The following is a 25,616-nucleotide window of genomic DNA, read 5'->3' as shown; positions in this document are numbered from 1 at the left end:
GAGTATTACTAGAGGAGAATCAAATCACACTATTTGACTAGTGTTTGGTACAGCTCTTGTTGAAGGAGTCGATCTGCTTCTCGGCCTCTTCCTTGGAGATGCCATAAAGCTCCTGCAACTTGCCGGATAACATTTCGCGGTTGCCCTTGATTTGCTCGAATTGGTCGTCGGTAAGCTTGCCCCATTGCTGGCGCACCTTGCCCTTAAGTTGCTTCCAGTTACCTTCTACTTGATCCCAGTTCATGATCTACTCCTTGTTGAGTTGTTCAGGTAGAAAATCGCATGGCGATTCATCTGGTAACCATGGTAGAGCACGTGCGGCTCGGAGAGAGTCGGGATGAGGATGAATTGCATGTCAGCATGCACTGACATGCAACGATGCGCCGACGTTAATCGCCGTCCGGCAACCAGGCGCGGCGCCAGTGGTATAGGTGCTCTCCTTCCAGCATCCAGTTGCTGAGCACTTCCTGGCGCAACGCATCCCCCGCCTCGGCTGCCGCATCCAGGTCTGCAATATGCGTGCGGATGGCATCCACCCAGTCGCGGAAGCGGTTCTTCACCCGGGTGACGGGCAGGTTGTCCTCCTGGTAGCAGCGGATGTCGCTGCAAATGACAGGAAAGCCGCATGCGCCATATTCCAGCAGGCGCAGGTTGCTTTTGCATTCATTGAACAGGTTCTGCTCCACCGGTGCCAGGGCAAGGTCGAGGTTCAGGCCGGCCAGGGCTGAGGGGTATTTGTCGATGGCCACTCCGCCATGGAATTCGTGCACGTAGGGGCGCAACGCTTCGGGACACATGCCGAAGAACACCCACTCCACCTCGTCCGCCAGTTCCTTGACCACATCGGCGATCAATTCCAGATCCCCGGTATGGCTGTTGCCCCCGGCCCAGCCCACGCGAGGCTTCGCTGCAATGCGGCGTTGGCTTTGCAGACCCTGCCACCAACCGACCGGCAAGCGGTTCTTGACGACGCGGATATCGGCGTGCAGATTGGAGAATGCCTCGGCCAGCGCCGGGGTGGAGACGACAAAGCGGTCGACGAAGCCCAGCCCCTGCCGCAGGGCTTTGACGGCATCCTTGGTGATGTGCTTGCGGTGGATGCTTTTCATCGGCAGGTTGGGCAGGTAGTCGTCCAGCTCGTAGACCTTGAACGCCTGGGAAAACACCTTGATCCTGCGTATCGCCTCGACCCGGTCTTCCGTGGTCTGGCGCTGCAGTACGACGGCATCAGGCTGGTAGCGCTCAAGCTCGACCGGCGACAGCAGGTCTCCGGATATCGTGCCATCGATGAGCGCCGCTGCGCGCATGGCGATGAGGGGCTGGATGACGCGGTAATGGCCGCACCCGTAGGGATCGGCATGATGGGCGAGGATGGCCGGGAGCGGTTTCCAGGCTTGCAACGGTCGCCACGACAATGACGGCTCGGCAAGCTTGAAGCCTGGCTCGGCTTTGACCGAGAAGCCGGGATTGTAGGCAGGGTCGCGCGCAAGCACGGGCAGCCAGCGGGCGTACATGGCATCCTCTTCCCGTGCGCTGGCGGTAGCGGCGGCCGGCATGTCCATCAATAGCGTCACCCGCGGCGTCCAAACATTGAGGAAGCCCGCCTGCTGCAGTTTCAGGCACAAGTCGGCATCGCACCAGCGCGAGAGCAAGGGGTCCTCATCGAAACCTCCTGCCTGCAGGAATAATTCGCGGCGCAGCAATAGGCATTCCCTGCTCAATGCAGAGTACTGCTGGTCGACCTGCAAGCGTTGCATATAGCCGCCCTCGTCGTGGGACAGGCCTTCAAACGCACGTCCTGCCGGGCCGTTGAGGCCGAGCAACAAGCCGGCATGGCGTATCTTGCCGTCGGCGGAAAGCAGCTTGCCGCCGACAGCCCCTACCTCGGGGCGCAAGCCGTGGTTGAGGAGCTGCTGCAGCCAGTCCTGGTTGAGGATGCCGGCGCCGTCTCCCAGCCAGAGCAGGAAGTCGCCATGGGCATGCTGGGCTGCCTGGTTGCACAGGGCCTCGCGCGCGATCCCAGCATCGAAGCGCAGGACGCGCAATTGCGGCAAGGCCATGGATTCAATGCCCGCCAGCCAATTGCGAATGTCCGCAGCCTGGTTGCCGTGGTCCAGCAACAGCACCTCGTAATTGGAGTAGCTGGTGTGCTCGAGCAAGGTTTCCAGGCAGCGCTGCACTTGCGGCAGCCGGTCCTTGACGAGGACCAGGATGCTGACTGAGGGCTGCTGCGCATGGCCGTAATCGATCGCATAGCACCTCGGCAAGTGGCTGTGGACGACAGGCTGCTTATAGCCGCGTGCGGCCAGGTGCTGCGCGATGACGGCCTGCTCTTCCGGATATGCCTGCAGGTCCAGCTGCTTGCCGATCAGCAGCGGCTCGCTGACGTGGGCGATGCTGCCCAAGCCCAATTGCTCGATCAGGCGCAATTGATATTCCAGCTCAAAGGCACGGCCCGATGTGGCGGAGAAGCCGCCTTGCTCAATCAGGGTCGTCCTGCGGAACAGCCAATGCGGCGACATGCTGGCGGGGAAGCTGAGCAGCAAGTCCAGGTTGAGGTCCGGGCGCAGGTTGAGGCCCAGCTCGTTGTCTTCCAGGCGGATGATGTCGTCGGCATAGGCGGCATGGCAGGATGCCGGCAGCGTCGGCAAGTCCAGCGCGGCGATCAACAGTCCGCTGGGCATGAAGTCGGACCCGGCCTCGGCCAGCAGGACCCACTCCGCCTGCGTTTCGGCAATGGCGCCGTTGATGGCGATGGCGCTGTTCCCGCCTGGATCGAGCGCCACGACCTTGGCCTTGTCCGCAAGATCGGGCAGAGTCAGGGGAGAGAGTACCCATATTTCCAGGTTGCGGTAGAGATTGCCTTCTTGCAGGCTGGACAGCGTATTCTCAATAGCCTCGGCCGAGCCGGAGTGATCGAGCAGCATGACGGCAATGCGCGGGCCGCCCTGTTGCGCCGCCAGGTGCTGGTCGATGAGCGCCTGCTGTACCGCCGTCGGGCGGCGTATGCCCATCCAGTTTGCCAACGACACACTGCCTAGCCCTGCTGCGCGGTGCAGTGCGGCCAGCAGGTTGACCGGCTTGAACACCCGCGCCTTCAATTGCGTAATGGGCGCGACGCCGACCAGCTTGTTGTCGCCTGACGTGCGATACCAGCCCAGCTCGCGGATCGCCTTGCGGAAGTCCGCATGGCCCTTGTCGCCAATGCCGACCTGGTCGCGGCCTATCTGGCTGAACTGCGCGCTGGAGACCCGGAACTTGGTCAAAGGCTTGGCAAGAAACGCCAGGTTGCCCCGCTGCAACAGCTTGGCATATAGCGCCAGATCGCCAACCCAATGGATGACCTGCCCATTGAGCGACATCAGGTCATCAGCGATTTCCAGCAAGTCTGCACGCCGCGCCAATATACAACTGGGCTCGCCGATGAAATTGATGGTGTGATCGCCGAGAAAGGAAACTAGCTCCTTGCCGTTGATGATCACATCACCGGAAAACGGGAAGCAGGTGTGCAGGATATCCGGCAATGGCTCGCCATCATCGCCGATACGCTGGCGACGCGAAGAGGCCAGCGCGATGTCGGCTTCGTTTTCCAGTGCGGCTACCAGGGAGGCGACGCAGTCGGGCGCTAGTTCATCGTCGTCGTGCAGGAGCTTGACGTATTTTCCTTCGGCGAGCCGGATGCCTCGGGCTGTGTTGCTGAGCTCGCCAAGGCGCGTGTCGTTGCGGAAATACCGGATGGGGGAACCTGCGGCGGCCTTCTTCCGTTCGATCAGTTCGGTGACGCGGTCGTCCTTGCTGTCGTCGCAAATGACCAGTTCCAGCGCGGGGTAACTCTGGGACAGCGCGCTGTCCAGTGCAAGTTCCAGATACTGGAACTTGTATGCGGGCATGACGATGCTGACCAGGGGAAATTCATTTGTCATCTCTGACGACCTTTGTTGCGTGATAACGGGTAAATGGCGGCAGGCATCAGCGGCTCCAGCCGGTCCAGTGCCTTCCACGCGCCTTCGCCGCCGTTTTTGTGTCCCTGCCAGATTTCGGGGATGAAACTCGGGCGACTCTCCAGGTGTGCTAACTGGGCGAGTAATGACGGCCAGTCGATATCGCCATCACCAATCTGCAGACCCTCTCCATCCACGCCACGCGCGTCGGCAAGATGCAGGTGTGCGGTATGAGGGGCGACCTTTCGTACGAACTCCTCGAACGATTGCCTGTAGTGGTTGCAGGCGAGTTTGGAGTGGGAAACGTCGAGGCAGATACGCATGGCGTTGCGGCGGCAGAAGTCGGCGATGCTATCGGCATCCACGAACAGATTGTGGAATTGCTGTCCGCCGAAGTGCCAGGGAAAGGGTGGCATCGTTTGCGGGATGATTTCCACGCCGTCCATGTCAAGCTGCGCCAGGCTTTGTTCCAGCCGCGCATAAAGGGCTGGCAATACCTCGGCCGGCAGATGCGTGGTGCGGGAAAAGCCGCCGATATTGACGACGATGCATGGGCGGGCAGTGCGGCGAAAGAGCGGCGTCAACGAACGTGTCAGGTCGATCACCCGTTGCAGTTCGGCGATGGAGCGCTGGCGATAGGTGTCATCGTCCGAGCACAGATCCAGCGTATGATCGCCTGCGAACAATTCGGGCGCATGAACGACCAGGCCGAGATCCAGCGGTTCGGGAAGAAACGGGCGGAAGTCCAGTTCCATGTCCTTGTAGCTGAGATGGATCTCCAGCAGGTCCATGTTGGATTGCACGCGCATTTCCTGCAGGTCGTGATAGCGCACCGGCACTCCCCATGCAAGCGGAAAATGGTAATCGCGTGCTTCCGTCCTGCCCTGGTCGAGATCTGCAGGGAAGAAGAATTCGCCGCTTCTTTTGGCGACAGTGAGGACCTTGCCTATCAATTCGTGCTTGCGGTTGGGCTGCAATCCCTGTCCCGGACTGCAAACGCCGATCATGTCCATCGTGATGGCGATGCCGGCGGGAATCTCCCGCAATGCCACCAGGCTCTTGGCAAGATTCTCCCGATTCATCATCTCGCCTTGCGAGATGGATCGCTCTTCATCGGTGCCAAGTGCCTCCTCGACCTGGCGAATGCCTTTCACCATGCTGGTGAATTCATCGGGCAGCAGACTGACCTTGTGGTCATTGCCTTCGAGTGTCTTGTCCAGCGTGAAGTGCTTCTCGATAAGTTTCGCACCCAGCGCGACGGCTGCGATGGAAATGTGGATGTCGCGTTCATGCCCCGAGTAGCCGACCAGTCCCCCGCTGATGTCCTGCAGATGCCGGATGTAATGCAGGTTGACATCGCGGAAAGGGGCGGGGTAGGTGGAATTGCAATGAAGCAGGATGAAGTCGGCACCAATCTGCTGCAGATGGCGTATGCCATCGCGGATTTCCGCTTCGGTGGACATGCCGGTCGAGCAGATCATGGGTTTGCCTGTGGCGGCAATGGCATCCAGCAGGTCGTGATGCGTGAAATCCGCAGAAGCGACCTTATAGGCAGACATGCCGTAGCGTTCGAGTTTCTGCAGGCTGGCTTGATCCCAGGGTGTGCATAACGGAACCAGCCCCTTGCTGCGGCAATGGTCGAACGCTTCGAACAGGTCGCTATCGCTCAACTGGAAGCGTGACAGGATATCCAGCGTGTATTGCGTACCCAGATCCATGCTGGCGTCTTGCTGGACGCTTGCAGGTCGATAGAGTGACTGCATGTCGCGCATCTGGAACTTGGCACAATCGGCGCCGCTGGCGGCTGCCGCGTCGATCAGCCTTTTCGCCAAGGCAAGGTCACCCTGATGGTTGTTGCCGATCTCGGCAATGATGAAGCTCGACGATTGTTCATCGATGACATGTCCCTCGATGTCGATATGCGGCTTGTCGCTGAGAGCCACTGCCTTGAGCCGCAGGTTGTCGTCCAGCAGGGGAACGGCCAGCACCTTGCTGCTCAGCAGGCTGCGAATCCGCTCGGGCGCGTCTCCTTCGGCGGCACGAATGCAGTCGCGGTTGATGACGGCGGAAACGGGAACGTTGAGGTCGATCTCTGTGGCCTGCAGCAGCCAGCGCCTGAGATCGCCATCGGTCAGCACGCCTTCCAGGATGCCGCTTTCGGAAACGGCGAAGATCAGTCGGGCGCGATTGCTGCTCATCTTGTTCATGGCGGCAATCAGGCTGTCCTCCGCAAAAACAACCAGTTTGGCGAGGTTCTTTACGATACGCATGGTCAGATGTCGTCTCCGCGTTTTGCGGCAAGCAGACGGGAGACGGCTTCCCAGTCTGCCGGCTCGTCGATCTCGAGGGCCGTGTGTTCGGGCATTTCATGCACACCGATCCTGCCGCCCAGACGGCAGCGGGTTTGCAGCAGCAGTGTGTGACGCGTGATGTAGAACGCGCCGTTCTCCATCAAGGTCCCGTTGAAGTCCTGCCTGCGTGGACGGTGCAATGGATCATAGTTCATCGGCTGTGCATCGTCGCTCCAGAAGAAACGTCTGACGCGTACTGCGCTGAGCATGGAGTCCAGGCCTTCCATGTCGAACTGCTTCAAGGCTTCGCTCAGGTGTCGCGCCGTCAACAATGGGGAGGTGGCCTGTATCGTGACCAGCCGCTCGCAGGGGAATTGCTCGGCAAAATGCAGCATGACGGATTCGGTGGATGCTTCGTCTGTCGCCAGTTCTTCCGGCCGCTGGATGACGTGTACGTCAAGCCCCATTTCCATGACGGCCTGCCGGATGATTGCGGAATCGGTCGAGACGTAAACGGCATCGATGTCCGGGCAGGCAGCCGCCGCCTCCAGCACCCAGCCGCACAACGGCTTGCCACCAATCGGCTTGATATTCTTCAGCGGAATGCTCTTGGAGCCGCCGCGCAGCGGGACCAGGGCGATGGTTCTCCGGTGGTGCATGACTATCTTGCCCATTCGGGAGGATGAATGCCGTGTACGGGGGAAGCGTACAGGATCAGGTCGGTGAAGTTGTTGGGATTGTGCTGACGCAGTCGGAAGTGATAATCGGGGACGATTTCGTCGAAGCGAGCCACGATTTCCAGCAGGTCGGTCGCATAGTGATACGCCGCCACGGCAGCCCGCGGCCGCGTGGCACGGATCAGGTTTGCGCCTCCCTCCAGCGTTTTACCTTCGAAGCCTTCCACGTCCATTTTCAGAAATGTCAGGTCTGCCAGTTCATCATCCAGCCGTGTGCTTTCAATTGCCACATTGCCGTTCGTTTCGACATGACTCGACATGGTGCCAAATGAGTTGAAGCGCAAGGTTTCTTGTTTGTTTGATGTCGCTTTGTTGATGAACCGCATATTGGGCAGCAACGGGTGACTGATGGCACAAAGAGACTTGTAATTGTCCAGGTCCGGTTCGAATGCGGCGATGCTTTTATATTGATAGCCTGCGGCCCCGAGAAACTTCTTGATGATCGGCCCCTGATAGGCGCCGCAATCGCAGTAATGCTCGTTTTTCCCCAGGCTGAAGGTGGTCGTGTCCGGAAGTGCCGAGAAATATTCATCGGAAGGGTTGGACCAGACTTGCATCAGATATTCGCGATCATAGGTGAGTCGGAACAGCAGATTCGCATAGAGCGTCGCTTTGCTGAAGTCATCGTCCATCCGATCTGCGAGGCGGATGAATGCATCCAGATGCGCCACTGTTTTTTGACGATGTTCCGTTACCGTTTCATAAACCGCATTCAGGCCGAGTTGCGCACGCGCCTGCATGTAATCCCGTCTTTCGATATTCGCTTCGGCGCACAGCTTCTTTACCCATCCGCGTGCGTTCGGACCGCAGGAAAAATCGAGCGCGATGGCATGAGGATATTTTCGTGCGTGCGACAGAAATTGCGCACTATCCCAGCGAGGTGCGCCATGAAGCGTGGCCTCGGAAGAAAAATCGTCAATGACCGCAATGAGATTCTTTAAGTGCGGGGCGATCCTGCTTGTATAAAGGGTGCCGTAACTGGAGGAAGTCGCCAGCAAAAAAACGGGACGGGAGTCCAATTGCTCGATATGAGGTGCCGTCGTCTCGTTGGCAATGGCCAGCAACTTTTCCTTTAGTGTTTCCTTCAGCTTGTGCATGGGCATCTCTATTGACGTGATTGTTTAACGCTGTATTTCCGGGGCATTGATATATTCCAGTGGCAGATGCGGCGAAGGCGTGATCTTGGCCAATATTCTTCCGTTCTTCTCGAAATGCTTTCTTGCGACGAGGAAGGATTTTCGTGTGCATTCGGAAAGCCAGTCCTGAACTCCATTTCTACTCGGTACCGTTTCACCGTAAAAATATGGTTGCGAATAATCAAGTTCCACGCCACCTAGCAGCACACGTTCATAACCCATGTAGTAAGCGATCTGAACAGCATCCAATACACTGGTGTAACCCGAGTAGATGATCTTGGATGGGTCGTAGGAAAAATGATCGTCGCTTTCGAACATACAGTTGCCGGGCGTCTGGCTGACATCGAGCGCGATGATGTCCTGCTGCAGATATTCTTCTGGCCAGGTTTTTTCGACAAGGCTGTAGGTTTCCCTGCTGAAGAACTTGATGCCCGCTTCAATGTTCATGACCTCTCTGGTCCATTTGTGCAGGCCGATCGGGTCACGCAAGAAGTAATATTTGGGACGGAATGAAAACCCTTGCTCCTCCAATGCGAATGCCTTGTTGAACCAGAAGGACTCCAGGTTCATCAAAGCATCGATGTCAAGGGTCATGAGCGTTGCGGCATTGCCCAGAATGTAGGCGGTTTGTCCGCGCTTTGTATCCTTCAGTTGTCGAATGCGTTTTTGCATTCCATCTTCTGCGCCATGTTCCTCGGCGATGGTCTGGGGGACGGATACTTGCATTTTCTCCAGCGCATTGATGCGGTTGCGCAAAACGATGCCGCCGGATCGTTCGAATGCGCGCCACGGCAAGGGGCGTTCCCAATTGAGTACCTTTTCGTATTCTCTCCATTCGTCCAGCGTTTCACGTCCGAAGTGTCGGTCCAGTTGCGGCAGGCGCGGCAAACGAGGTGTGGGCGCTTCGGGGGCAAGTACCTGATGCCAGAACGCAGGCGCCAGAATATCTTGAAAATGAACCTGAAAATAACCAGTGTCCTGTGTGGGGGCGGATACGGTCAATGGTGTGAAAGGCTGGCCAAGCCAATGCGCCTTTTTGTCGAACCATGCTGCTTCTTGCAGCATGGCCGCGGAAATACCAACCAGTTCGATATCATCATAGGCACTCAGAATCTGATAAGTGCTTTGAGGGCAGGCGCGGACAGGTTTCCCCAGCAGACGGGCGAGGGCATTGCGCTGCTGGTTTGCAAAGGTGGACAAGTAGGGGCCAAAGTAGTCGATCATGAACAGCAATTCGCGATCTGTACTCAGTGTTTGCAACTGCTCTGAAAAATCGTCCGGATTTTGGAAATTACCTTCCTCGTTGAGCAAGGTAATGTCCTTGGGGGGCTGACTGACGTAAATCAATGTGCCATCCAGCTGGAATGTGTGGCGCATGCTTTCATTAAGCCGTGCGCGATGCGAGCGCAGGTTGGCCGAGAGTAGTGAGGCTTCTAGACGCAGTTCTTCATTGGTAATAGCCAAGGAAGCCAGACGTTCACGTAAAACAGTATGGTTGGTGTCGAGTGCAATATGGATATCACGTCCGAAACCGAGCGGGGATTGTCGGATGTCGAGGAAATGAATGTTTCTGGAAATGCAGGCGCGCCGCAACCAAGGCGGAATGTCATACGACAGCAGCAGTGAGTTTTCAGGCAGGTTGGCGAACAGATACTCCATAGCTGGAATGGGCATGTGGTGAAATGTTTTTGCCCAAAGCATATCCGGAGCGCTTAATTTTCCCTGTGACGCGAGATCCTCAAAACGTTGTAAATCGAATCTGGGCAATAGCCCATGCGTTTTTTTTCCGCCTGGCGGGTAGCCAATGCTAGCGCCGCATCCTTGCCGGATGGGTTCCCGTATTAAGTCAAAAATGCCTTCATATGCAGAACGCGATGGCTGCAATAAATCGGGTAGGCAAACAAGGTGCGCGAAATTCATGATGTTCTGTCTTCCTGGGGAAATGCATATGCAGAGTTCAATGATCCAGATGCGAGTGCAAGTATCTAGTCGTGACAGCGGTAAAGCCTTGCAGGCCGTGATTCCAGTGGTACGTAGGTGATTGCATGGAGTTTGCCGTCCGGTTTGAAGATCAGAAAATAACTTTGGCTGGATTGCCGAACACGGTGACGCCTGGTGGAACATCTTTGACTACCACTGCCCCTGCGCCCACCGTGGCGCCCTCGCCCACCTTGATGCCGGGCGTGATGGTGGCATGGGGATAGATGATCGCCTTGCTGCCGATCTGTGCCCCGCCGCCGAGGAACACCATGGCGCTGATCTGCGCATAATCGCCGATGCGCACGTCATGGCTGACGATGCTGCCGCTGTGGATGTTGGCGAAATCGCCGATCTGCACATCGGGGCTGACCTGCACGCGGTGCGAGAGGATGGCGCCCAGGCCGATCTGCACCCGTACGCTGATCCAGCCCAGGGGGGCGTCATGCAACGTGAAGAACCTGCCGCCCTTTTCCAGGATGGGCTGCGCGAAGGATTGCCGTCCATTGGGCAAGCCGACCGCGCATACGAATAGTTCGTCCTCTTTCGGCAGGTGCGTCAGCGGGTCGCCTACGATGCCGACATCGCAACCGGTGCCGTCCAGCATATGCGGGCGAGTATCGAGGAAACCGGCAATGTCCCAGACCGAGCCCCAATCCGTGTGGTCCCGCAGCAGGATCAACACTTCCCTTCCCCAGCCGCCTGCGCCAATGATGTAGAGCTTTTTCATGAAGCCAGTTCCGTCCCTGCTCCGTTAACCGGCAAGCTGGTTCCGGTAATCCAGCGGCTGGCGTCGGAGAGCAGGAAAATGACGCCGTTGGCTACATCAGGCCAGAGCGCTTCATGCGCGGCAGGTGAAACCCCGTTGACGCGGATGCCGTTGGCTGCCTGCTCCAGGGCCAGGCACCTGATCAGGCCGGACAATGCCGCCTTGCTTGCCGCATAGGCACCCTGCCCCTTGGCGCCTTGATGGGCGGCAGCGGAGAGCAGGAACACGATGGATGAGTTGGGCACCAGGCTCCCTGCCTGCAGCAATCGTTGCGTCAGCATGACGGGCCTGATGAGGTTGGACTGCAAAACTTGCATGAGGTCGGATTCGCTCAAGTCTGACACCGGGCATGCGAGCTGTTGGTCCACGCAATGCACCAAGCCGTGAAATTGCTGGCCTGGCTGGGATGTTGCCAGGATGTCGGCTCCGCGCTGCTCGCACGCCTGCGTAATCGCCAGTCCCACACCCGACGCCATGCCGTTCACCAGGATGGTTTTGCCCTGCAGCGAGAATGCCTTTGCCTGCGACGTCATGCGTGAATATCCAGCGGTATGCTCAATCCGCCGTCCACGAAAGCGTAGTGGCGGGAAATGTGCCGGCTGGCGTCCGAGAGATAGAATACGGCGGCATAAGCCACGTCCTCCGGTTCGCCTATGCCGAGCGGGGTGCGGGCGATCAGCTCATCCATGTTGGCGCCTCCCTCTGCCAGGCCGTCCAGCATGGGGGTGCGTACATAGCCTGGCGCAATGCAATTGGCGCGGATGCCTTGTTTCGCAGTTTCGATGGCCAATGTGCGCATCGCGCCCAGCAACGCGGATTTGCTGGCGGCATAGGCGCCCGTGGCAATGGCACCGCTGTGGGAGGCCAGGGCCGAAATGAAGAGAATGGAACCGTGCCGGGCGATGCGCCTCTTGGCAAGCAGCCCCTTGGTCAGCAGCAACGGGGCAAAGGTATTGCTGTCGAAGATTTCGGCCAGGTGGCTTTTATTGATGAGCCGGAAAGGCACCAGTTTGGAGATCCCCGCGGCATGCACGACGCCATCCAATACCCCGGCCTGCTCCGCGAGCAGGTCTATGCCTTCCTGCTGCGATATATCCGCAGGGATGGCGCTATGCCCTGTGCCCTGCAATGATATCGCGGTCGCCTGCAGGCGTTCCGGGTTGCGTCCGGTGATGACCACTTCGGCCCCCATTTGCGAGCAGGTGATGGCAACCTGCCTGCCGATGCCGGAAGATGCGCCGGTTACCAGCACGCGTTTGCCGGCTAGTGAGAATGGGTCTTGTGCTGAGCTCATGAAATGATCAGTTCGGGGAATACGGCATTTTCCACGTCCACGATCGCGCCTCCCCAGGACAAGCCTACGCCAAAGCCGCAGAACAGCAGGCGTTTCTTGCCGGCGGCCAATGCATCGCGCAGGCGGGCGGTGACGGTGACAGGCAGCGAAGCGCCGCTGGTGTTGCCGAACTCGCGTAGGGTGGATGGGACTTTTTCTTCCGGCAGGCCCAGTTTCTTGCGGATGGTTTCATTGATCATGCGGTTGGCCTGGTGAAAGATGAAGTAGTCGATGTCATCCTCGGCAACGCCAGAGTATCCAAACAGGTTTTCCACCATCGGCGGCACGCGCTGCGTCGAGAAGCTGATCACCGCAGGGCCATCCAGCAGCAGGTCCAGGTCTGAACGCCAGAAACCGTCATCGCCTTTGCGCGCAATGCCGTGTTCAAGCTGGAATGGGTTGCGGTGCCCGCCGACCGGCACGATGATGGCTTTGTAACCGCTGCCGTCACTGTTGAGGTCGAAGTGCATGGGCGCCGCGCCTTCCTGATATTCCAGTGCGGTGGCAGTGCCAGCATCGGAAAACAAGGGGTCTTTCAGCGGGTCTTTATGCTTGTAACTCGAACGATCGCCGAGCAGGATCAAGCCTTTCTTGATCGCGCCAGAGGCAATCATGCTGCCCAGAAGTTGCAGTGCAAACGGGTATGCGGAGCAGCCTAGATTGACGTCAAAGGCAATCGTGGAATGGGCTAGGCCTAGCCGATCTTGCAGGATGATGGCGGTAGCCGGCACCAGGTAATCCGGGGATTGCGTCACCACAATCAAGGCACCGATCTCGTCGCGTGACCATTGCAGTTCATTGAGCAGCTTGTCCGCGGCATCGTATGCCAGGTCGGAGAAGCATTGCCAGTCCGGGCAGACGCGGCGGGTTTCTATGCCGATATTGCGTACCAGGCGCTCACGCTCTGAACGCAGGTGCGGCGGCACGTCATGCACATTGTGGACCACATGCTTGGGCACGCAGGTCGCCATGCCTGCGAAGCGTACATTGTTGAGCGTGGAGGTAGCCATATCGATCTCAGGCAAGCAGTTGATAGAGGTCTTGCACGGTAGAGGCTTGTTTCAGATGTTCGCCGGTGATGGTCTTGCCGTATTCCATATCGAACATGACGATCACGCCCAGCGCCGCGAGCGAATCCCATTCCGGCAAGTCTGCAAGCCTGGTGTCGGGATTAATCTCGACGGCTTCCTGGAAGTCGACGGCGGTAATGAATTTCTCAATGAAGGTTTCGATGTTGTCCATGGTCGTTCTCGCTAGGGTTGATGAGTTCTAGGCTTGATGAGTTAAAGTTAAGCTGGCCGTGGCCAGGCTGGCCGCCTTGGTGACGCGGGCAATGTCTTCACCGGTCAGGAACGGTGAAAACGGCAAGCCGATCAGGCCTGACGCCACGGCTTCCGCCACAGGCGTCGGCTGCTTGATGATGGGGGCCACCTTCGCGGCATGCTGGTGCAGCAGCGGCTGGTACCAGCGCCGGGTGGCGATTTGCCGTTGCCGGCAGATTGTTTCCAGCCGGTCGCGCGCTTCTGCGGCCATGCGCAGGCAGAAAATCGTCGGCGCGGCCAGCGTGATGCCGGCCTGCCATTGCAGCAGGTCGCCGCAGGCGTTTTCCAACGCCTGGCGGTAAGCGCGGTAAATGTCCTGCCTGAGCCTGGCTTGCGCGTCCCATTGGTCCAGGCTGGCATGGGCGACGGCGGCATGGTATTCGGACAGCTTGGCGTTGCTGCCTACAAACGATAGGTGCCCGACCGGGAAGCCGGCGTTCGAGTCCAGGTTGATGCCGAAATTGCTGAGCTGGCGGATATGGACGTTGATGACGCTATTACCGCTGACGACCAGCCCGCCCTCGCCCGCCGCGAGCGACTTGGTGGCGTGCATGCTGTAGACGACCGGAATGTCGGGCGCCTCCACCCACTGGCTGCCGAACGCGCCTGCGGCATCGATCACGACATGGATGCCGGATTTGCGCTGGAAGTCGCTCCAATGCCTGGTATCCTGGGGTTGGCCGAATGCCGCGACGGCCAGCACGGCACGCGCCCCGGTCTGTATGGCGGCTTCTGTGGCGATTTCCGGCGTCAGCAGCCAGCTTTGCGCATCGATGTCGGCGATGACCGGGATATACCCTGCGCGGATGATGGCGGTCAGCGAGGCGACGAAAGTCAGCGCCGGCACAATGACCTTGCTGCCGGCCGGCAGGTCGAGGCTGCTAAGCGCCAGCTCCAGCCCGAGCGTGGCGCTGCTGGTGGTGGTGACATGCAGCGGATAGGCGCCGTGTTCTTCGAACATGCCGGCCAGCCGCGCTTCCAGTGCGTTGTTGAGCGGGCCGAAATTGGAGTAGTGCCGGTTTTGGTCCAGCTTGGCCAGGTATGGAGCGAGCGCCTCCCGGTCAGGCAATAGCGGGGTCAATAGCGGGATGGCGGCATGCTGGCTCATATGGGTTGCCCTTGCTTCTGGTCATAGGCGTTGCGTAGTTGATGAAGGTCTTCCGAATACGTGGCGCCCACCCTGAGGAACTTGGGGCGCCCGAGCAAGTAATTGATCCAGAGCTGGCGGTACGCGGTTTCCAGCTCGCGGCAACGGCCGGCATAGTCCATGAGCGCGGATGACTGCATCAGCCGGCGCGCCCTGGCGCGTTGTTCAGTCAACAACTCAGGATGGTCGAGCAAGTGCAGCACCTTGGCAATATATTCGTCCTCATCGCGCGCAACCCAGTCGTGCAGTCCCAATCCTTTCAGCGTGGCTGCAGTGGAGGCGGACACCGCATCGGTGGCATCCATGGCGACGACGGGCAAGCCCATCCACAAGGTATGCAAGGTGGTGGTGCCGCCGGACACCGGGAAGCTGTCGAGCGCGACATCCACAATCTGGCCGCGCGTCATGAATTCGGCCATGGGCACCATGGGCGAGACGATGATGCGCTCCAGCGGCAGCCCTAGCCTGATCAGCCTGGGTTCTATGGTGTTGACGGCGTCTTCTACGCTTTGCTCCTGCACGTGGATGAGCAGCTGCGCATCGGGACGGGCCTCGAGAATGCGTTTCCACACCAGCAGGGCGGCATCGGTGAGTTTGCGCGAGCTGTTGAGCGAGGCCAGCGTGGGCGGGTTGCCTTGCAGCATGGGAGGTGACGGCTCTAGCGGCGCGTCGGCGGGCGGGATGTAGCAGGCCATGCAGTTCAGGCGGAACAGCTTTTCCACGTAGAACTGTTCGTTGCCTACCGGGTCCATGCCCCAGTCGGTGAGGCGGTAGTCCATGCCCTGCATGCCCAGCGTGCCGCCGACGTAACCCAGCCATGTGACCTGCACCGGGGCCGCGCGGCGGGCAAAGACGAACAGGCGGTGGCCCTGGGTATGACCGGAAAGGTCGACCAGGATATCGATCTGGTGCTTGCGGATCAGGGCATGGAGCGCCTGGTCGTTGAGTCTGGAGACATCATGCCAGTGCGGCACCAGCTTTTTCAGCCTGTCCGTGACGGCATCCGGCTGGTTGCTGGTGGCGTAGACGAAAACCTCTACCTGCTCTGGATCGTGATGGGCGAATACCGGCTCCATGAAATAAGCCACCGCGTGGTCGCGCAAGTCGCCGGAGACATAACCGATACGCAGCACGCGGTCGGGCGCGCGGTCATGGCCGAACGCGATGGGGTTCTTGCCCAGCGGGTCGGCAAAACGCCGACCCCATTCTTCATAGAGCTGGCGTTTGCGGGCCGGATCGGGCTTGGCGAGCGAATGGATATTGGCGCGATCCAGCGCATAGGTATTGTTGTCCGGCTGCGTTTCCACCGCATGGTCGATGAAGGCGCAGGCTTCCTCGTGGCGGCCCAGGTAGAAATAGGCAATAGCCAGCCCGTAGATCGCTTCGATATTCTGTGGCTCCATGCCCAGCACGAACTCCATGGTTTCCGCGGCCTGCTGGTATTTCATGGTGCGCAGGAACAGGTTGCCGATCTTGAGCCAGGTCTGGAGTTGTCCGCTCCCGGCCTCGAGCGAGGCGGTGTATTTCGACAGGGCATCCAGGTAGTTGTGCTCAGCCTCGGCAGCTAGGCCGGCCTTGAACAATGCCTGTGAATGTGCGGATGGCTGATATGACAATTTCTCTGCCTAGTCTTATTCTCGTAGTGTTCACCCTGTATAATCTGCCGAAGCCTATATGGCACGGCATGTCCAGTCAAGCAGGGCTGTTGCGGGCATTTGCCCATGCTTCTATCTTACTATCGGTTATTCGGCTGCAATGTTGAGAGCAGCAGGGTAAATGGCTTGTTATTCAAGCATTTCAAATATCATCCCATATCCCTGGTTTGCTAATTGCCCATGAACCTACGTAAAATGTCGCTCTATCGGCAGCGGTTCCTGCCTGTCTCTAAATCGTTCATTTCACTTTGGGTAAATTCATTAGGGTAGTATCAATTGATTCATCTGACCATCAACGGAAATCCACGACAGTTCGATGTTGAGCGCCTGACGGTGGGAGAGCTGGTAGAAAAGCTGGGACTCGCCGGAAAGCGCCTTGCCATCGAGCGCAACGGTGAAATCGTGCCGCGCGGCAGTTTTGCCGAGGCGGTGCTCGACAGTGACGACAAACTTGAAATCGTGGGCGCAGTAGGAGGCGGTTGAATGGATACATTGAATATTGCAGGCAAGAGCTACAACTCGCGCCTGTTGGTGGGTACGGGCAAATACAAGGATTTCGAGCAGACCAGGGCGGCCATCGATGCCAGCGGCGCCGAAATCATCACGGTGGCGATCCGCCGCACCAATATCGGCCAGAATGCGGGCGAGCCTTCATTGCTGGAATACTTGCCGCCGGAAGAATTCACCTACCTGCCGAACACTGCGGGCTGTTACAGCGCGGATGACGCCGTGCGCACCTTGCGCCTCGCGCGCGAGCTGCTCGACGGCCACAAGCTGGTCAAGCTCGAGGTGCTGGGCGACCCCAATACCCTGTACCCGAACATGCTGGAAACCATCAAGGCGGCGGAAACGCTGATCAAGGACGGCTTCGACGTCATGGTCTACTGTTCGGACGATCCCATTATCGCCAAGCAGCTCGAAGACATGGGCTGTGCCGCGGTGATGCCGCTGGCGTCGCTGATCGGTTCCGGCATGGGCATATTGAACCCGTGGAACCTGCAGATCATCATCGAGAACGCCAAGATCCCGGTGCTGGTCGATGCCGGGGTGGGTACGGCCTCCGATGCCGCGATCGCGATGGAGCTGGGCTGCCAGGGCGTGCTCATGAACACCGCGATTGCCGCGGCGAAAGACCCGGTGCTGATGGCGGGCGCGATGAAGAAGGCGATAGAGGCGGGCCGCGAGGCTTTCCTGGCAGGCCGCATGCCGCGCAAGCTTTATTCCGCATCGCCCAGCTCGCCAACCACCGGCCTGATTGGATAAGCCGGGCCAGGACAAGGAAGACAGATGACCAAGGACAAGCGCTATGCATTTTCAGTGAAGGTGGAGACAGCGTTTGTGCCTGACCAGTCCGACGTGGAGCAAAACCGCTACGTGTTCACCTATACGGTCCATATCGAGAATACCGGCAACGTGGCCGCGCAATTGATCAGCCGCCACTGGATCATCACCGATGCCGCCGGCAAGACGCAGGAAGTGCGCGGCCTGGGCGTGATCGGCCAGCAACCCCTGCTCCAGCCTGGCGAGCGCTTTCAATATACCAGCGGCACCATGCTGAACACGCCCGTGGGCGAGATGCGCGGCTTCTACCACATCACGGCAGAAGACGGCACGCAGTTCGATAGCGAGATCGCGCCTTTCAAGCTCAACATGCCGCGCGTGCTGCACTGATCCATGAACATGCCTTTTTACAGCCTGCGCAAGCAGTCGTGGTTGTTATTGGCTTTGCTGTTGGCGGCGTGTGGCGGCCATCGCCACGTCAAGGTAGAGCAGCCCTGCCAGTGCCCGGAATTGCTCGCGCCATCCGTGCCTGTTCCGGAACAGCCCAGGCAGCCTCCCGCCACTCAAGCGCCCGCGAGCAAGATTCCTGATTACGGCTTGCTCAAGCCGGCCCATTGGCAGGACCTTGCCGGGTTCGAGCAGGCGCAGTTGGGCGCGGCCTGGCCCGCCTGGCTGCTGGGTTGCAGTACCCTGAAGAACCGCCAGCCGTGGCAGGCGGCATGCGAGGCTGCGGCGCATTTGCCGCCGCGCCCCGCCGATTCGCAGGTGCTTGCTTACTTCCAGCAATATTTCAACGTCTATCAGGCCGCCAACCAGGACGGCGGCGATACCGGCCTGGTGACGGGCTATTACGAGCCCCTGCTCAAGGGCAGCCGGGTCAAGTCGGCGAAGTACCGCTACCCATTGTACGGCCGTCCTGATGACCTGATTACCGTCGAATTGGCGAGCCTGTTTCCCGAGCTTGCCAACAAGCGCGTGCGCGGCCGTGTCGTCGGCAACAAGCTGGTGCCCTACTTCACGCGCGCCGAAATAGAGAATGGCATGGCGCCGGTGGCCGGTCGGGAATTGCTCTGGGTCAACGACCCGGTGGAATTGTTCTTCCTGCAAGTGCAAGGCTCCGGCCTGGTCCAGCTTGATAATGGCGAGGCGGTGCACGTCGGCTATGCGGACCAGAACGGCATGAGCTACCAGTCTATCGGCCGTACCTTGGTCGAGCGCGGGGAGCTGACGCTGGACAAGGCCTCCATGCAGGGCATCAAGCAATGGGGGCGCCAGAATCCCGCCAAGCTGCAGGAGCTGTTGAATACCAATCCCAGCTACGTCTTCTTCCGCGAGCTGCCTCCCAACCTGCCGGGGCCGTTAGGCGCGCTGGGCGTGCCCATCCTTGCAGAGCGGGTGATCGCGGTGGACCCCAAGTTCATCCCGCTGGGCGCGCCGGTGTTTCTCGCCACCACCTATCCCAACAGCAGCGCGCCGCTCAACCGCCTGGTGCTGGCGCAGGACACCGGCGGGGCGATCAAGGGCGGGGTGCGCGCCGATTTCTTCTGGGGGGCGGGAGACGCAGCCGGCCAGCAGGCTGGCGCCATGAAACAGGAAGGCCGCATGTGGGTGCTTCTGCCGAAAAATTTCCCGCTGCCGGTCGCCAAGTAGCGGTCATCTCCAATAGCCGCGTGCTGTTGCAGACGGATGGAGTATAAAAGCCTGTTCACGGTTTGAGCGCATAACAAAACTCAGCGGAGCGGTCCTGGCTAGACGCCTTGCCGTAGGCAATACTAAGGAGCACGACAAGACAGGGCAACAACGCCAGGAGAGTTTTGTCAGCCGTTCTTAATCCCAGACATAGGCATCCATCGCCAGGATGCCGAACGTATTTTCGGGTTGATAGCGGATGGCTTTTCCGCTGGCGGCGCCCAGGGCGACAAACAGCGGCATGAGGTGGTCTTCATGCGGGTGGGCGCGTACGCCGCCGGGCGCTTGCCGGCGATAGTCCAGCAGCGCCTCGGTGTCGCCCGCGGCAATTTTTTCCGCCATCCAGCCGCTGAACGCTGGAACATAGTCGAGGACGTGCGCATCGCGGTCCGCGCTGAAGAAATCATGCAGGTTGTGGGTAATGGCGCCCGAGCACAGCAGCATGACGTTCTGAGTGCGCAATCCTGCCAGCGCCTGTCCCAGCCGGTAATGCGTGCGTGGCCCGGCATGGCTTTGTATCGAGAGCTGGGCGACGGGGATGTCCGCCTCCGGATACATCAGCATCAGCGGCACCCATGCGCCATGATCCAGCCCTCGTACCGTGTCTATTTGCACTGCAATGCCTTGGGCCGCAAGTCCTTCCGCGACCGTGCGGGCCAATTCCGGGGCGCCGGGCGCCGGATATTGCATCTCGTACATGGCGCGCGGAAACCCGCCGAAATCATGAATGGTCTCGGGACGCGCTGCCGCACTGATGCGGGGTTGCTGGGTATCCCAGTGCGCCGAAACCGCCACGATGGCATCCGGGCGGGGCAACGATTTACCCAGCTCTGCGAGCATTTCACCAGTTTTCCCAGGCTCAAGCACCAGGCTGGGGGCGCCATGCGAAATGAACAATGTGCTCATGGAGTGCTCCTGTTTTTGCTTGTGTCTATTGCATCCGTCATGCCGAAGCATGATGAATGTTCTCGAGTTCTGCAGATATATTGAAAGCAGTCACAAAACCCAGCGCAACGATCGGTTGGCGTTCTGCCGCCGACAGTACAAGCAGTACGGTCAGGCAGGGCAAGAACGCCAGGATAGTTTGTTGGCCGCTGTTAACGGCGATAGGCATCCAGGCTCAGGCCGCCTGCGCCATGGACGGCGATCTGCAGCAGGCCGCCCGCGATCGCCAGGTTCTTGAGGAACATGATGGTCTGGACCTGGTTGTTCAAGTCGAAGTGGAACATGAACGCGGCAGCCAGCGTGAACAAGGCGGTCAACAATGCCGAGATGCGTGCGCGATAACCGACCAGCAACGCGGCAGCCAGCCCCAATTCGACCAGCAACGCGATGGCATAACCCAGTTCGGGCAAGGGCGCGCCCGTGCTGCCGATGAAGGCGATGGTGCCGGTGGGGTCGGCCAGCTTGCCGAATCCGCTAATGATGAAAATGGCGGCCAGCAGCGCGCGGCCGAGCAATGCGGTGATATTTGCGGCATTCATGATGTTTCCTTTTTGGGTGAAGTGAAAGAATGAATGCATTGTATTTTGTGAACAAAATATTGATAATCAGGTTTTTATTGGTAAGACTGTCCCTATATAGTTGACAATATGAATCAACTGGAACAAATGCGCATTTACGCCGAAGTGGTGAAAAGCGGGAATTTCACTGCGGCCGCCAGACATCTGGGCATCAGCAAGCAACTCGTCAGCCGGCGCGTGATGGAGCTGGAAGAGCGCTTGGGTGCGCGCTTGCTGCAACGCACGACGCGCAAGTTATCGCCGACCGAGCTGGGCCGGGTGTTTTTCACGCGCTGCCTGGCGATCCTGCAAGCAGTGGATGAAGCCGAGCAGGCAATATCCAGCAGCACGGGGGAACTGCGCGGCCTGCTGCGCCTTTCCGCCCCGGTGTCCTTCGCCAGCATGGTGCTCTCGCCCGCGCTCAACCAATTCATGCAACTGCATCCCAACCTGGAAGTGGCGCTGGATGTGGATAACCGCCTGGTGGACCTGGTCGGCGAGGGTTACGACATGGCGATCCGCATCACCAAGCAGCCGGACGAAGGCCTGGTCGCGCGCAAGCTGACGGATTCGGCCTTGGTCTATTGCTGCAGTCCGGGCTACCTGGCGCAATATGGAGCGCCGCAATCGCCGACGCAGCTGGGCCGGCACCGCTGCATCACGGCAAGAGCCGGGGAGTGGCTGTTCACCGATGAGGGCGAGCCGCTCAAACTGCAGGTGCATCCGGTATTGCGTTCCAACCATGGGGAGGTGATGTGCGAGGCGGCGATTGCCGGGCTGGGCATTGTAGGCCTGCCTGAATTTTATGTGCGGGAGGCGCTCGAGAAAGGCGAGCTAGTACAAGTCCTGCAGGAGTACACCGCAGACATCGGCGCTGTCTATGCGCTGTATCCGCAACACAGGCAAGCCTCGCTCATGGTGCGCACTTTTGCCGATTTCTTGCAGAAGTGGTTCGAGGCGGCGTAGTCATAGCTGGCGTTGCAATGGCCGGAAAAACAAATGGGAGCGTAAGCTCCCATTCACTTGATGTACCTAGGCAATCGATTAGCGATTGCAAACGTACATTGTCACTTCAAAGCCGAAACGCATTTCGGTCACTTCTGGCTTGGTCCACATGATAAACCTCCTTAGTAGATGATTTCGGGGTTGTAACCGTTTTGCAAACTGCAGAACGTGGATCAAACTCTACGCCTCTCGAACAGGTTTGGCATGCGTGCAAGCCATTAAAACCAGCTCATGATTTTCATGAGCATGAATGTGCTTGAGCTTACTTATGGCGTTCTGCCGAATCTTCCAGCTTCTCGCCGCCGCGCTGGATATCCTGCCCGGCGCCCTTCATGGTATTACAGCCAGTCAGGGCAATAAACCCGCACAACATCAGGAACGCAGTCAATTTCTTCATGGTGCTCTCCTCGTAAATGATCAGGTCTTAGCAATATAGTGGCTTTAGCTCAGCAACAAATTCAGGCATCGGCTGAATGATATGTAGGATGGCTCCTACCTGGCTTCCTGGCGGATGCGGGACCAGGCGAGCCAGCCGATCGCCAGGAACACCAACCCGCCTATGGTCACGGTAATCGGGATGACGGGCAACTGTTGCTTGCTGAGCAGGATGTAGAGTCCCATCATCAAGAGCATGCTGATATTCTCGAACAGGTTCTGGATCGCGATGGCGTGGCCGGAGCCCACGGATTCGTGGCCCCTTTCCTGCAGCAACGCATTGAGCGGCACGGCGTAGAAACCGCCGAGAAAGCCGATCAGCAGCAGCCATGCGATCGCGGTGGCGATGTTGCCGCTATAGGCAAACGCCATGATCGCTAGCCCGATCAGGACGCCCGCGGGCAAGGCGCGGTTGACCGTGCGCAGGTTCACCCAGCGCGCGGCGGCGATCGCGCCTAGCGCAATGCCGATGGCGACGGCGCCGCTGAGGTTGGCCGGCGTGCTCAGGTCGTGGATGTTCAACGCGACCGGTACCCAGGCCACCAGCAGGAAGCGCAAGGTGCTGCCCGCCCCCCAGAAAATGCTGGTGCCGACGATGGAAAACTTCGCATCCCGGTCCTGCATCAAGGTGCGGGTTGCATGGAAGAAGTCCCGGCACATGGCGAGCGGTGCGAAGTTGGTGAGGACATGGGAGGGCGGCAGCCGGGGGATCAGCAGGTTGATGGCAGCGGCAAGCAGGTAGGCCGTTGCGATGGCATACAATGCGCCGGCCAGCCAGTAGTCCGCGAGCCAGCCGCCTACCACCGCGCCTAGCAGGATGGCGACAATGGTGGAACCTTCCATGAGGCTGTTGGCCTTGACCAGCTTATCCACTGCCACCAGTTCGCTCAGGATGCCGTACTTGGCGGGCGAATAGGCGGCCGCGCCGAGGCCGACCATGCCGTAGGCGAGCAAAGGGCTGAGCCCCGCAAGCATGGCGGCGGCGCCGAGGAATTTCATGCTGTTGGCTATCAGCATCACGCGCCCCTTTGGCAATGTATCGGCGAACGGCCCGGCAAAGGGCGCCAGGATGATATAGGCAATCACGAAGAATTCTTGCAATAGTGGAACCTGCCATGCCGGGGCGCTACCGGCCTTGATCAGGGCGATCGCGGCAAACAGCAGCGCGTTGTCGGCCAAAGCGGAGAGGAACTGGGCAAGCATGACGGCCAGCATGCCGCGGCTGAGCAGCGAAGTTTGCGGGACGGTCGGGTTGTGAGCTGTCATGGTTATTTTTCGTTTTCAGCCATTTGCTTGAGCGTGACGTAGTCGGTCTTGCCGGTGCCGAGCAGCGGCAGCGCCTTGACGGCCACGATCCTGCGGGCAACCGCGAGTTCGATGTTGCCGGTGTGGCGTGCGGCATGCGCCAGGGCATCGCGGGCCAGCGCGGGATCCGTGGTGTACAGCACGATATTCTCTCCGCGTTGTGTGTCGCTTTGTGTAGTCGCGGCATGCTGGTGGTCGGGCGACGCGGCGTGGGCGATTTGCTCCACGGTTTCCAGCGAGACCATTTCACCCGCGACCTTGGCAAAGCGCTTCACCCGCCCCTGGATGGTGACGAAGCCGCGGGCATCCATGCCGACGATGTCGCCCGTGTCGTACCAGCCGTCCTGCGGCGGCTGCAACTTGCCGGGATTGTCGTAGAAATAGTAGCCCAACATCACGTTGGGCCCTTTGACCTTGAGCAGGCCGCCGCCGTCGATGCCGGGCACCGGCTCCAGTTGATGGTCCAGGCCGGGCAGCAGCATTCCGACGCTGCCGGCCTGGTTCGCCATGGGGGTATTCACTGCCAGCACAGGCGCGCACTCGGTCGCGCCATAGCCTTCCAGGATGCGGATGCCGAACTTGTCCATCCACAGTTTGCGGACTTCATTGCTGAGCTTTTCCGCTCCCGCCACCACATAACGCATCTTGTAGAAGTCATATGGATGCGCGAACTTGGCATAGTTGCCAAGAAAGGTGCTGGTGCCGAACAGCGCGGTACAGCCGCGGTCGTAGATGACTTCCGGGATGACGCGGTAGTGCAGAGGCGACGGGTAGATGAACACCTTGCTGCCGCATACCAACGGCATGATGCCGCCGCAGGTGAAGCCGAAGGCATGGAACAAGGGCAATGCCATCATGAACTTGTCGCGGTGCGAGAAATCGATCACGGCGCGGATCTGCGCAATGTTGGCGAGGATGCTGCGGTGACTGTGCACCACGCCCTTTGGCTTGCCTTCGGAACCTGACGTGAACAATACCACGGCGGGCGCGTCCGGGTTGCGTACCCGCGCAATGCGCTTGGGAAAGCGTAACGCATACGCCATCAGCCATAGTTTGTCCGCAAGTCCAAACTCGCTGCGCATGTCTTCCAGGTACACCACGTCGATATGGCTCAGCTTGGTGACGGCATCGACCAGCTTGGCGGTCTCGAGGAATTTGCGCGAGGTGATGACGGTCTTGATCCCGGCGGCAATGCAGGCGTTCTGCATGCCCCTGGTGCCGGCCGTATAGTTGAGCATGGCGGGGATGCGGCCAAGAGCGCTCATGCCGAAGATCAGGCAAACCGTGTTGGTGACATTGGGCATCAGCACGCCGACGGTCTCCCCTTCGGCGCTGACCTTGCTGGCAATGCGGCCTAAGGCCAGGCTTTTCTTGAGCACGGTGCCATAGTCCTCCTCCACTTGCTGCATATCCTCCACCAGCTTGCGCTTGCGGCCATAAGTATCAATCGCGTTGAGGAGCGCGCCGTACAGGGTATCGGTGGGCTCGGAGGCGAACATCATGTGCTGCATGATGCCTTGCATCTGTTCGCCTGCCAGGCGGCGCCTCTGCTTGGCGCTGGGTGCGTCAGGCAGAGGCAGGGCGGTAGGCGGCAGGATGGTGAGCGTGATCTTGGGCAGCAGCTGGCGCGGGAAGTCGCGCTCCAGGCGGCTGAACCAGCTTCTTGCCGCGCCGCGGATGCGTACCGGCAGGACGGTGGCGCCAGTCTTGGCGGCAACGAAGGCAGGCCCGTCATAGACCTTCATGAGGCTGCCGGTGAGGGTGATGCGGCCTTCGGGAAAGATCATCACCGATTCGCCAGCTTCGAGAAGGCGGATGACTTTCTTCATCGCCAGCGGGCTGGCGGTATCGACGGCCAAATGGGGGACATGGCCCAGTATCCAGCGGAAGAACCAGTTGTCCAGCACCGTGGTATGCACGACGAAGGTGGTGCGGATCGGCAGGAACAGGCCGAGCAGGAAGCCATCGAGAAAGGAATCGTGGTTGCTGATGATGAGGAGCTTTTCATGCGATGGGATGTGTTCCTGCCCGAATACTTCAATGCGGAACAGCAGGCGGGTGATGGTCTTGGTCAATGACAGCAACATTGGG

The 25,616-nt window shown here is 59.4% G+C and carries 24 protein-coding genes; 5 read left to right on the top strand and 19 right to left on the bottom strand.

Annotated elements, in window-relative coordinates; translation table 11 throughout:
- Nucleotides 1–37: 37 nt before the first annotated feature.
- From ACKF11_RS05610 to ACKF11_RS05550, 13 genes are all read right to left on the bottom strand, one after another.
- Nucleotides 38–244 (bottom strand): CsbD family protein, encoded by a 207-nt coding sequence (locus ACKF11_RS05610; RefSeq protein WP_011480867.1) that lies wholly within the window; start codon nt 242–244, stop codon nt 38–40.
- A gap of 145 nt (nt 245–389) precedes the next feature.
- The gene (locus tag ACKF11_RS05605) at nt 390–3,923 is read right to left on the bottom strand and encodes a glycosyltransferase (protein WP_407996277.1); all 3,534 of its coding nucleotides are present in this window, start codon (nt 3,921–3,923) and stop codon (nt 390–392) included.
- Nucleotides 3,920–6,211 (bottom strand): N-acetylneuraminate synthase family protein, encoded by a 2,292-nt coding sequence (locus ACKF11_RS05600; protein ID WP_407996276.1) that lies wholly within the window; start codon nt 6,209–6,211, stop codon nt 3,920–3,922. The genes ACKF11_RS05605 and ACKF11_RS05600 overlap by 4 nt, the downstream gene beginning before the upstream one ends.
- A gap of 2 nt (nt 6,212–6,213) precedes the next feature.
- The gene (locus tag ACKF11_RS05595) at nt 6,214–6,891 is read right to left on the bottom strand and encodes an acylneuraminate cytidylyltransferase family protein (protein WP_407996275.1); all 678 of its coding nucleotides are present in this window, start codon (nt 6,889–6,891) and stop codon (nt 6,214–6,216) included.
- A gap of 2 nt (nt 6,892–6,893) precedes the next feature.
- Nucleotides 6,894–8,066, bottom strand: a complete 1,173-nt coding sequence (locus tag ACKF11_RS05590; protein WP_407993413.1) for an FkbM family methyltransferase — start codon at nt 8,064–8,066, stop codon at nt 6,894–6,896.
- Nucleotides 8,067–8,090: 24 nt separating this feature from the next.
- Complete coding sequence (locus ACKF11_RS05585; protein ID WP_407996274.1) at nt 8,091–10,025, bottom strand: hypothetical protein; 1,935 nt, start codon at nt 10,023–10,025, stop codon at nt 8,091–8,093.
- A 151-nt stretch (nt 10,026–10,176) separates the two neighbouring features.
- On the bottom strand, nt 10,177–10,812 hold the full coding sequence (locus ACKF11_RS05580; protein ID WP_407996273.1) for an acetyltransferase: 636 nt from the start codon (nt 10,810–10,812) through the stop codon (nt 10,177–10,179).
- A complete protein-coding gene (locus tag ACKF11_RS05575) occupies nt 10,809–11,384 on the bottom strand; it encodes an SDR family NAD(P)-dependent oxidoreductase (protein WP_407996272.1) in 576 nt (191 codons plus the stop codon). Before ACKF11_RS05575 ends, ACKF11_RS05580 begins: the two co-directional genes overlap by 4 nt.
- Nucleotides 11,381–12,145, bottom strand: a complete 765-nt coding sequence (locus ACKF11_RS05570; protein ID WP_407996271.1) for an SDR family NAD(P)-dependent oxidoreductase — start codon at nt 12,143–12,145, stop codon at nt 11,381–11,383. The genes ACKF11_RS05575 and ACKF11_RS05570 overlap by 4 nt, the downstream gene beginning before the upstream one ends.
- Complete coding sequence (locus ACKF11_RS05565; RefSeq protein WP_407996270.1) at nt 12,142–13,194, bottom strand: ketoacyl-ACP synthase III; 1,053 nt, start codon at nt 13,192–13,194, stop codon at nt 12,142–12,144. Before ACKF11_RS05565 ends, ACKF11_RS05570 begins: the two co-directional genes overlap by 4 nt.
- A 7-nt stretch (nt 13,195–13,201) precedes the next feature.
- On the bottom strand, nt 13,202–13,426 hold the full coding sequence (locus ACKF11_RS05560; RefSeq protein WP_407993407.1) for an acyl carrier protein: 225 nt from the start codon (nt 13,424–13,426) through the stop codon (nt 13,202–13,204).
- 27 nt (nt 13,427–13,453) lie between these two features.
- Entirely contained in the window at nt 13,454–14,614 is a 1,161-nt protein-coding gene (locus tag ACKF11_RS05555; RefSeq protein WP_407993406.1) for a DegT/DnrJ/EryC1/StrS family aminotransferase, read from the bottom strand.
- Nucleotides 14,611–16,269, bottom strand: a complete 1,659-nt coding sequence (locus ACKF11_RS05550) for an O-linked N-acetylglucosamine transferase, SPINDLY family protein (RefSeq protein WP_407996269.1) — start codon at nt 16,267–16,269, stop codon at nt 14,611–14,613. The genes ACKF11_RS05555 and ACKF11_RS05550 overlap by 4 nt, the downstream gene beginning before the upstream one ends.
- 315 nt (nt 16,270–16,584) lie before the next feature.
- Here ACKF11_RS05550 and thiS point away from each other — a divergent pair, with 315 nt between their 5' ends.
- The 4 genes from thiS to mltA are packed head-to-tail and all read left to right on the top strand — an operon-like array spanning nt 16,585 to nt 19,239.
- The gene (gene thiS, locus ACKF11_RS05545; protein WP_309565888.1) at nt 16,585–16,791 is read left to right on the top strand and encodes a sulfur carrier protein ThiS; all 207 of its coding nucleotides are present in this window, start codon (nt 16,585–16,587) and stop codon (nt 16,789–16,791) included.
- Entirely contained in the window at nt 16,792–17,571 is a 780-nt protein-coding gene (locus ACKF11_RS05540) for a thiazole synthase (RefSeq protein WP_309565887.1), read from the top strand.
- Nucleotides 17,572–17,595: 24 nt separating this feature from the next.
- The gene (gene apaG, locus ACKF11_RS05535; RefSeq protein WP_309565886.1) at nt 17,596–17,979 is read left to right on the top strand and encodes a Co2+/Mg2+ efflux facilitator ApaG/CorD; all 384 of its coding nucleotides are present in this window, start codon (nt 17,596–17,598) and stop codon (nt 17,977–17,979) included.
- Nucleotides 17,980–17,982: 3 nt separating this feature from the next.
- The gene (gene mltA, locus ACKF11_RS05530; RefSeq protein ID WP_407993404.1) at nt 17,983–19,239 is read left to right on the top strand and encodes a murein transglycosylase A; all 1,257 of its coding nucleotides are present in this window, start codon (nt 17,983–17,985) and stop codon (nt 19,237–19,239) included.
- Between the two features lie 177 nt (nt 19,240–19,416).
- Here mltA and ACKF11_RS05525 read toward each other — a convergent pair whose 3' ends face one another.
- Entirely contained in the window at nt 19,417–20,184 is a 768-nt protein-coding gene (locus ACKF11_RS05525; RefSeq protein WP_407993403.1) for a DODA-type extradiol aromatic ring-opening family dioxygenase, read from the bottom strand.
- A 191-nt stretch (nt 20,185–20,375) separates the two neighbouring features.
- The gene (locus tag ACKF11_RS05520; protein ID WP_407996268.1) at nt 20,376–20,762 is read right to left on the bottom strand and encodes a DoxX family protein; all 387 of its coding nucleotides are present in this window, start codon (nt 20,760–20,762) and stop codon (nt 20,376–20,378) included.
- Between the two features lie 126 nt (nt 20,763–20,888).
- Between ACKF11_RS05520 and ACKF11_RS05515 the strand changes: the two genes are divergently transcribed.
- Complete coding sequence (locus ACKF11_RS05515) at nt 20,889–21,746, top strand: LysR family transcriptional regulator (protein ID WP_407996267.1); 858 nt, start codon at nt 20,889–20,891, stop codon at nt 21,744–21,746.
- A 78-nt stretch (nt 21,747–21,824) separates the two neighbouring features.
- On the opposite strand, the gene pqqA is transcribed toward ACKF11_RS05515, so the two are convergent.
- From pqqA to aas, 4 genes are all read right to left on the bottom strand, one after another.
- Nucleotides 21,825–21,896 (bottom strand): pyrroloquinoline quinone precursor peptide PqqA, encoded by a 72-nt coding sequence (gene pqqA / locus ACKF11_RS05510; protein WP_081774944.1) that lies wholly within the window; start codon nt 21,894–21,896, stop codon nt 21,825–21,827.
- A gap of 151 nt (nt 21,897–22,047) precedes the next feature.
- Entirely contained in the window at nt 22,048–22,182 is a 135-nt protein-coding gene (locus ACKF11_RS05505; RefSeq protein WP_309565881.1) for an entericidin A/B family lipoprotein, read from the bottom strand.
- 95 nt (nt 22,183–22,277) lie between these two features.
- Nucleotides 22,278–23,486: a lysophospholipid transporter LplT gene (gene lplT / locus ACKF11_RS05500; protein ID WP_407996266.1), complete on the bottom strand. Its 1,209-nt coding sequence runs from the start codon at nt 23,484–23,486 to the stop codon at nt 22,278–22,280.
- Between the two features lie 2 nt (nt 23,487–23,488).
- Nucleotides 23,489–25,612 carry a bifunctional acyl-ACP--phospholipid O-acyltransferase/long-chain-fatty-acid--ACP ligase gene (gene aas, locus ACKF11_RS05495; protein WP_407996265.1) on the bottom strand — a complete coding sequence of 708 codons (2,124 nt, stop codon included), beginning with the start codon at nt 25,610–25,612 and terminating at the stop codon, nt 23,489–23,491.
- Between the last annotated feature and the right edge of the window lie 4 nt (nt 25,613–25,616).

The organism is Methylobacillus draconifructus (assembly GCF_045984385.1).
Taxonomy (GTDB): domain Bacteria; phylum Pseudomonadota; class Gammaproteobacteria; order Burkholderiales; family Methylophilaceae; genus Methylobacillus; species Methylobacillus flagellatus_A.
This window is presented reverse-complemented; position numbering and strand designations above follow the sequence as displayed.

Bases quoted from the DNA above. Each gene is read 5' to 3' on its own strand.
- ACKF11_RS05610 (WP_011480867.1), bottom strand. From the start codon at position 244: ATGAACTGGGATCAAGTAGAAGGTAACTGGAAGCAACTTAAGGGCAAG.
- ACKF11_RS05605 (WP_407996277.1), bottom strand. From the start codon at position 3,923: ATGACAAATGAATTTCCCCTGGTCAGCATCGTCATGCCCGCATACAAG.
- ACKF11_RS05600 (WP_407996276.1), bottom strand. From the start codon at position 6,211: ATGCGTATCGTAAAGAACCTCGCCAAACTGGTTGTTTTTGCGGAGGAC.
- ACKF11_RS05595 (WP_407996275.1), bottom strand. From the start codon at position 6,891: ATGCACCACCGGAGAACCATCGCCCTGGTCCCGCTGCGCGGCGGCTCC.
- ACKF11_RS05590 (WP_407993413.1), bottom strand. From the start codon at position 8,066: ATGCACAAGCTGAAGGAAACACTAAAGGAAAAGTTGCTGGCCATTGCC.
- ACKF11_RS05585 (WP_407996274.1), bottom strand. From the start codon at position 10,025: ATGAATTTCGCGCACCTTGTTTGCCTACCCGATTTATTGCAGCCATCG.
- ACKF11_RS05580 (WP_407996273.1), bottom strand. From the start codon at position 10,812: ATGAAAAAGCTCTACATCATTGGCGCAGGCGGCTGGGGAAGGGAAGTG.
- ACKF11_RS05575 (WP_407996272.1), bottom strand. From the start codon at position 11,384: ATGACGTCGCAGGCAAAGGCATTCTCGCTGCAGGGCAAAACCATCCTG.
- ACKF11_RS05570 (WP_407996271.1), bottom strand. From the start codon at position 12,145: ATGAGCTCAGCACAAGACCCATTCTCACTAGCCGGCAAACGCGTGCTG.
- ACKF11_RS05565 (WP_407996270.1), bottom strand. From the start codon at position 13,194: ATGGCTACCTCCACGCTCAACAATGTACGCTTCGCAGGCATGGCGACC.
- ACKF11_RS05560 (WP_407993407.1), bottom strand. From the start codon at position 13,426: ATGGACAACATCGAAACCTTCATTGAGAAATTCATTACCGCCGTCGAC.
- ACKF11_RS05555 (WP_407993406.1), bottom strand. From the start codon at position 14,614: ATGAGCCAGCATGCCGCCATCCCGCTATTGACCCCGCTATTGCCTGAC.
- ACKF11_RS05540 (WP_309565887.1), top strand. From the start codon at position 16,792: ATGGATACATTGAATATTGCAGGCAAGAGCTACAACTCGCGCCTGTTG.
- apaG (WP_309565886.1), top strand. From the start codon at position 17,596: ATGACCAAGGACAAGCGCTATGCATTTTCAGTGAAGGTGGAGACAGCG.
- mltA (WP_407993404.1), top strand. From the start codon at position 17,983: ATGAACATGCCTTTTTACAGCCTGCGCAAGCAGTCGTGGTTGTTATTG.
- ACKF11_RS05525 (WP_407993403.1), bottom strand. From the start codon at position 20,184: ATGAGCACATTGTTCATTTCGCATGGCGCCCCCAGCCTGGTGCTTGAG.
- ACKF11_RS05520 (WP_407996268.1), bottom strand. From the start codon at position 20,762: ATGAATGCCGCAAATATCACCGCATTGCTCGGCCGCGCGCTGCTGGCC.
- ACKF11_RS05515 (WP_407996267.1), top strand. From the start codon at position 20,889: ATGCGCATTTACGCCGAAGTGGTGAAAAGCGGGAATTTCACTGCGGCC.
- ACKF11_RS05505 (WP_309565881.1), bottom strand. From the start codon at position 22,182: ATGAAGAAATTGACTGCGTTCCTGATGTTGTGCGGGTTTATTGCCCTG.
- lplT (WP_407996266.1), bottom strand. From the start codon at position 23,486: ATGACAGCTCACAACCCGACCGTCCCGCAAACTTCGCTGCTCAGCCGC.
- aas (WP_407996265.1), bottom strand. From the start codon at position 25,612: ATGTTGCTGTCATTGACCAAGACCATCACCCGCCTGCTGTTCCGCATT.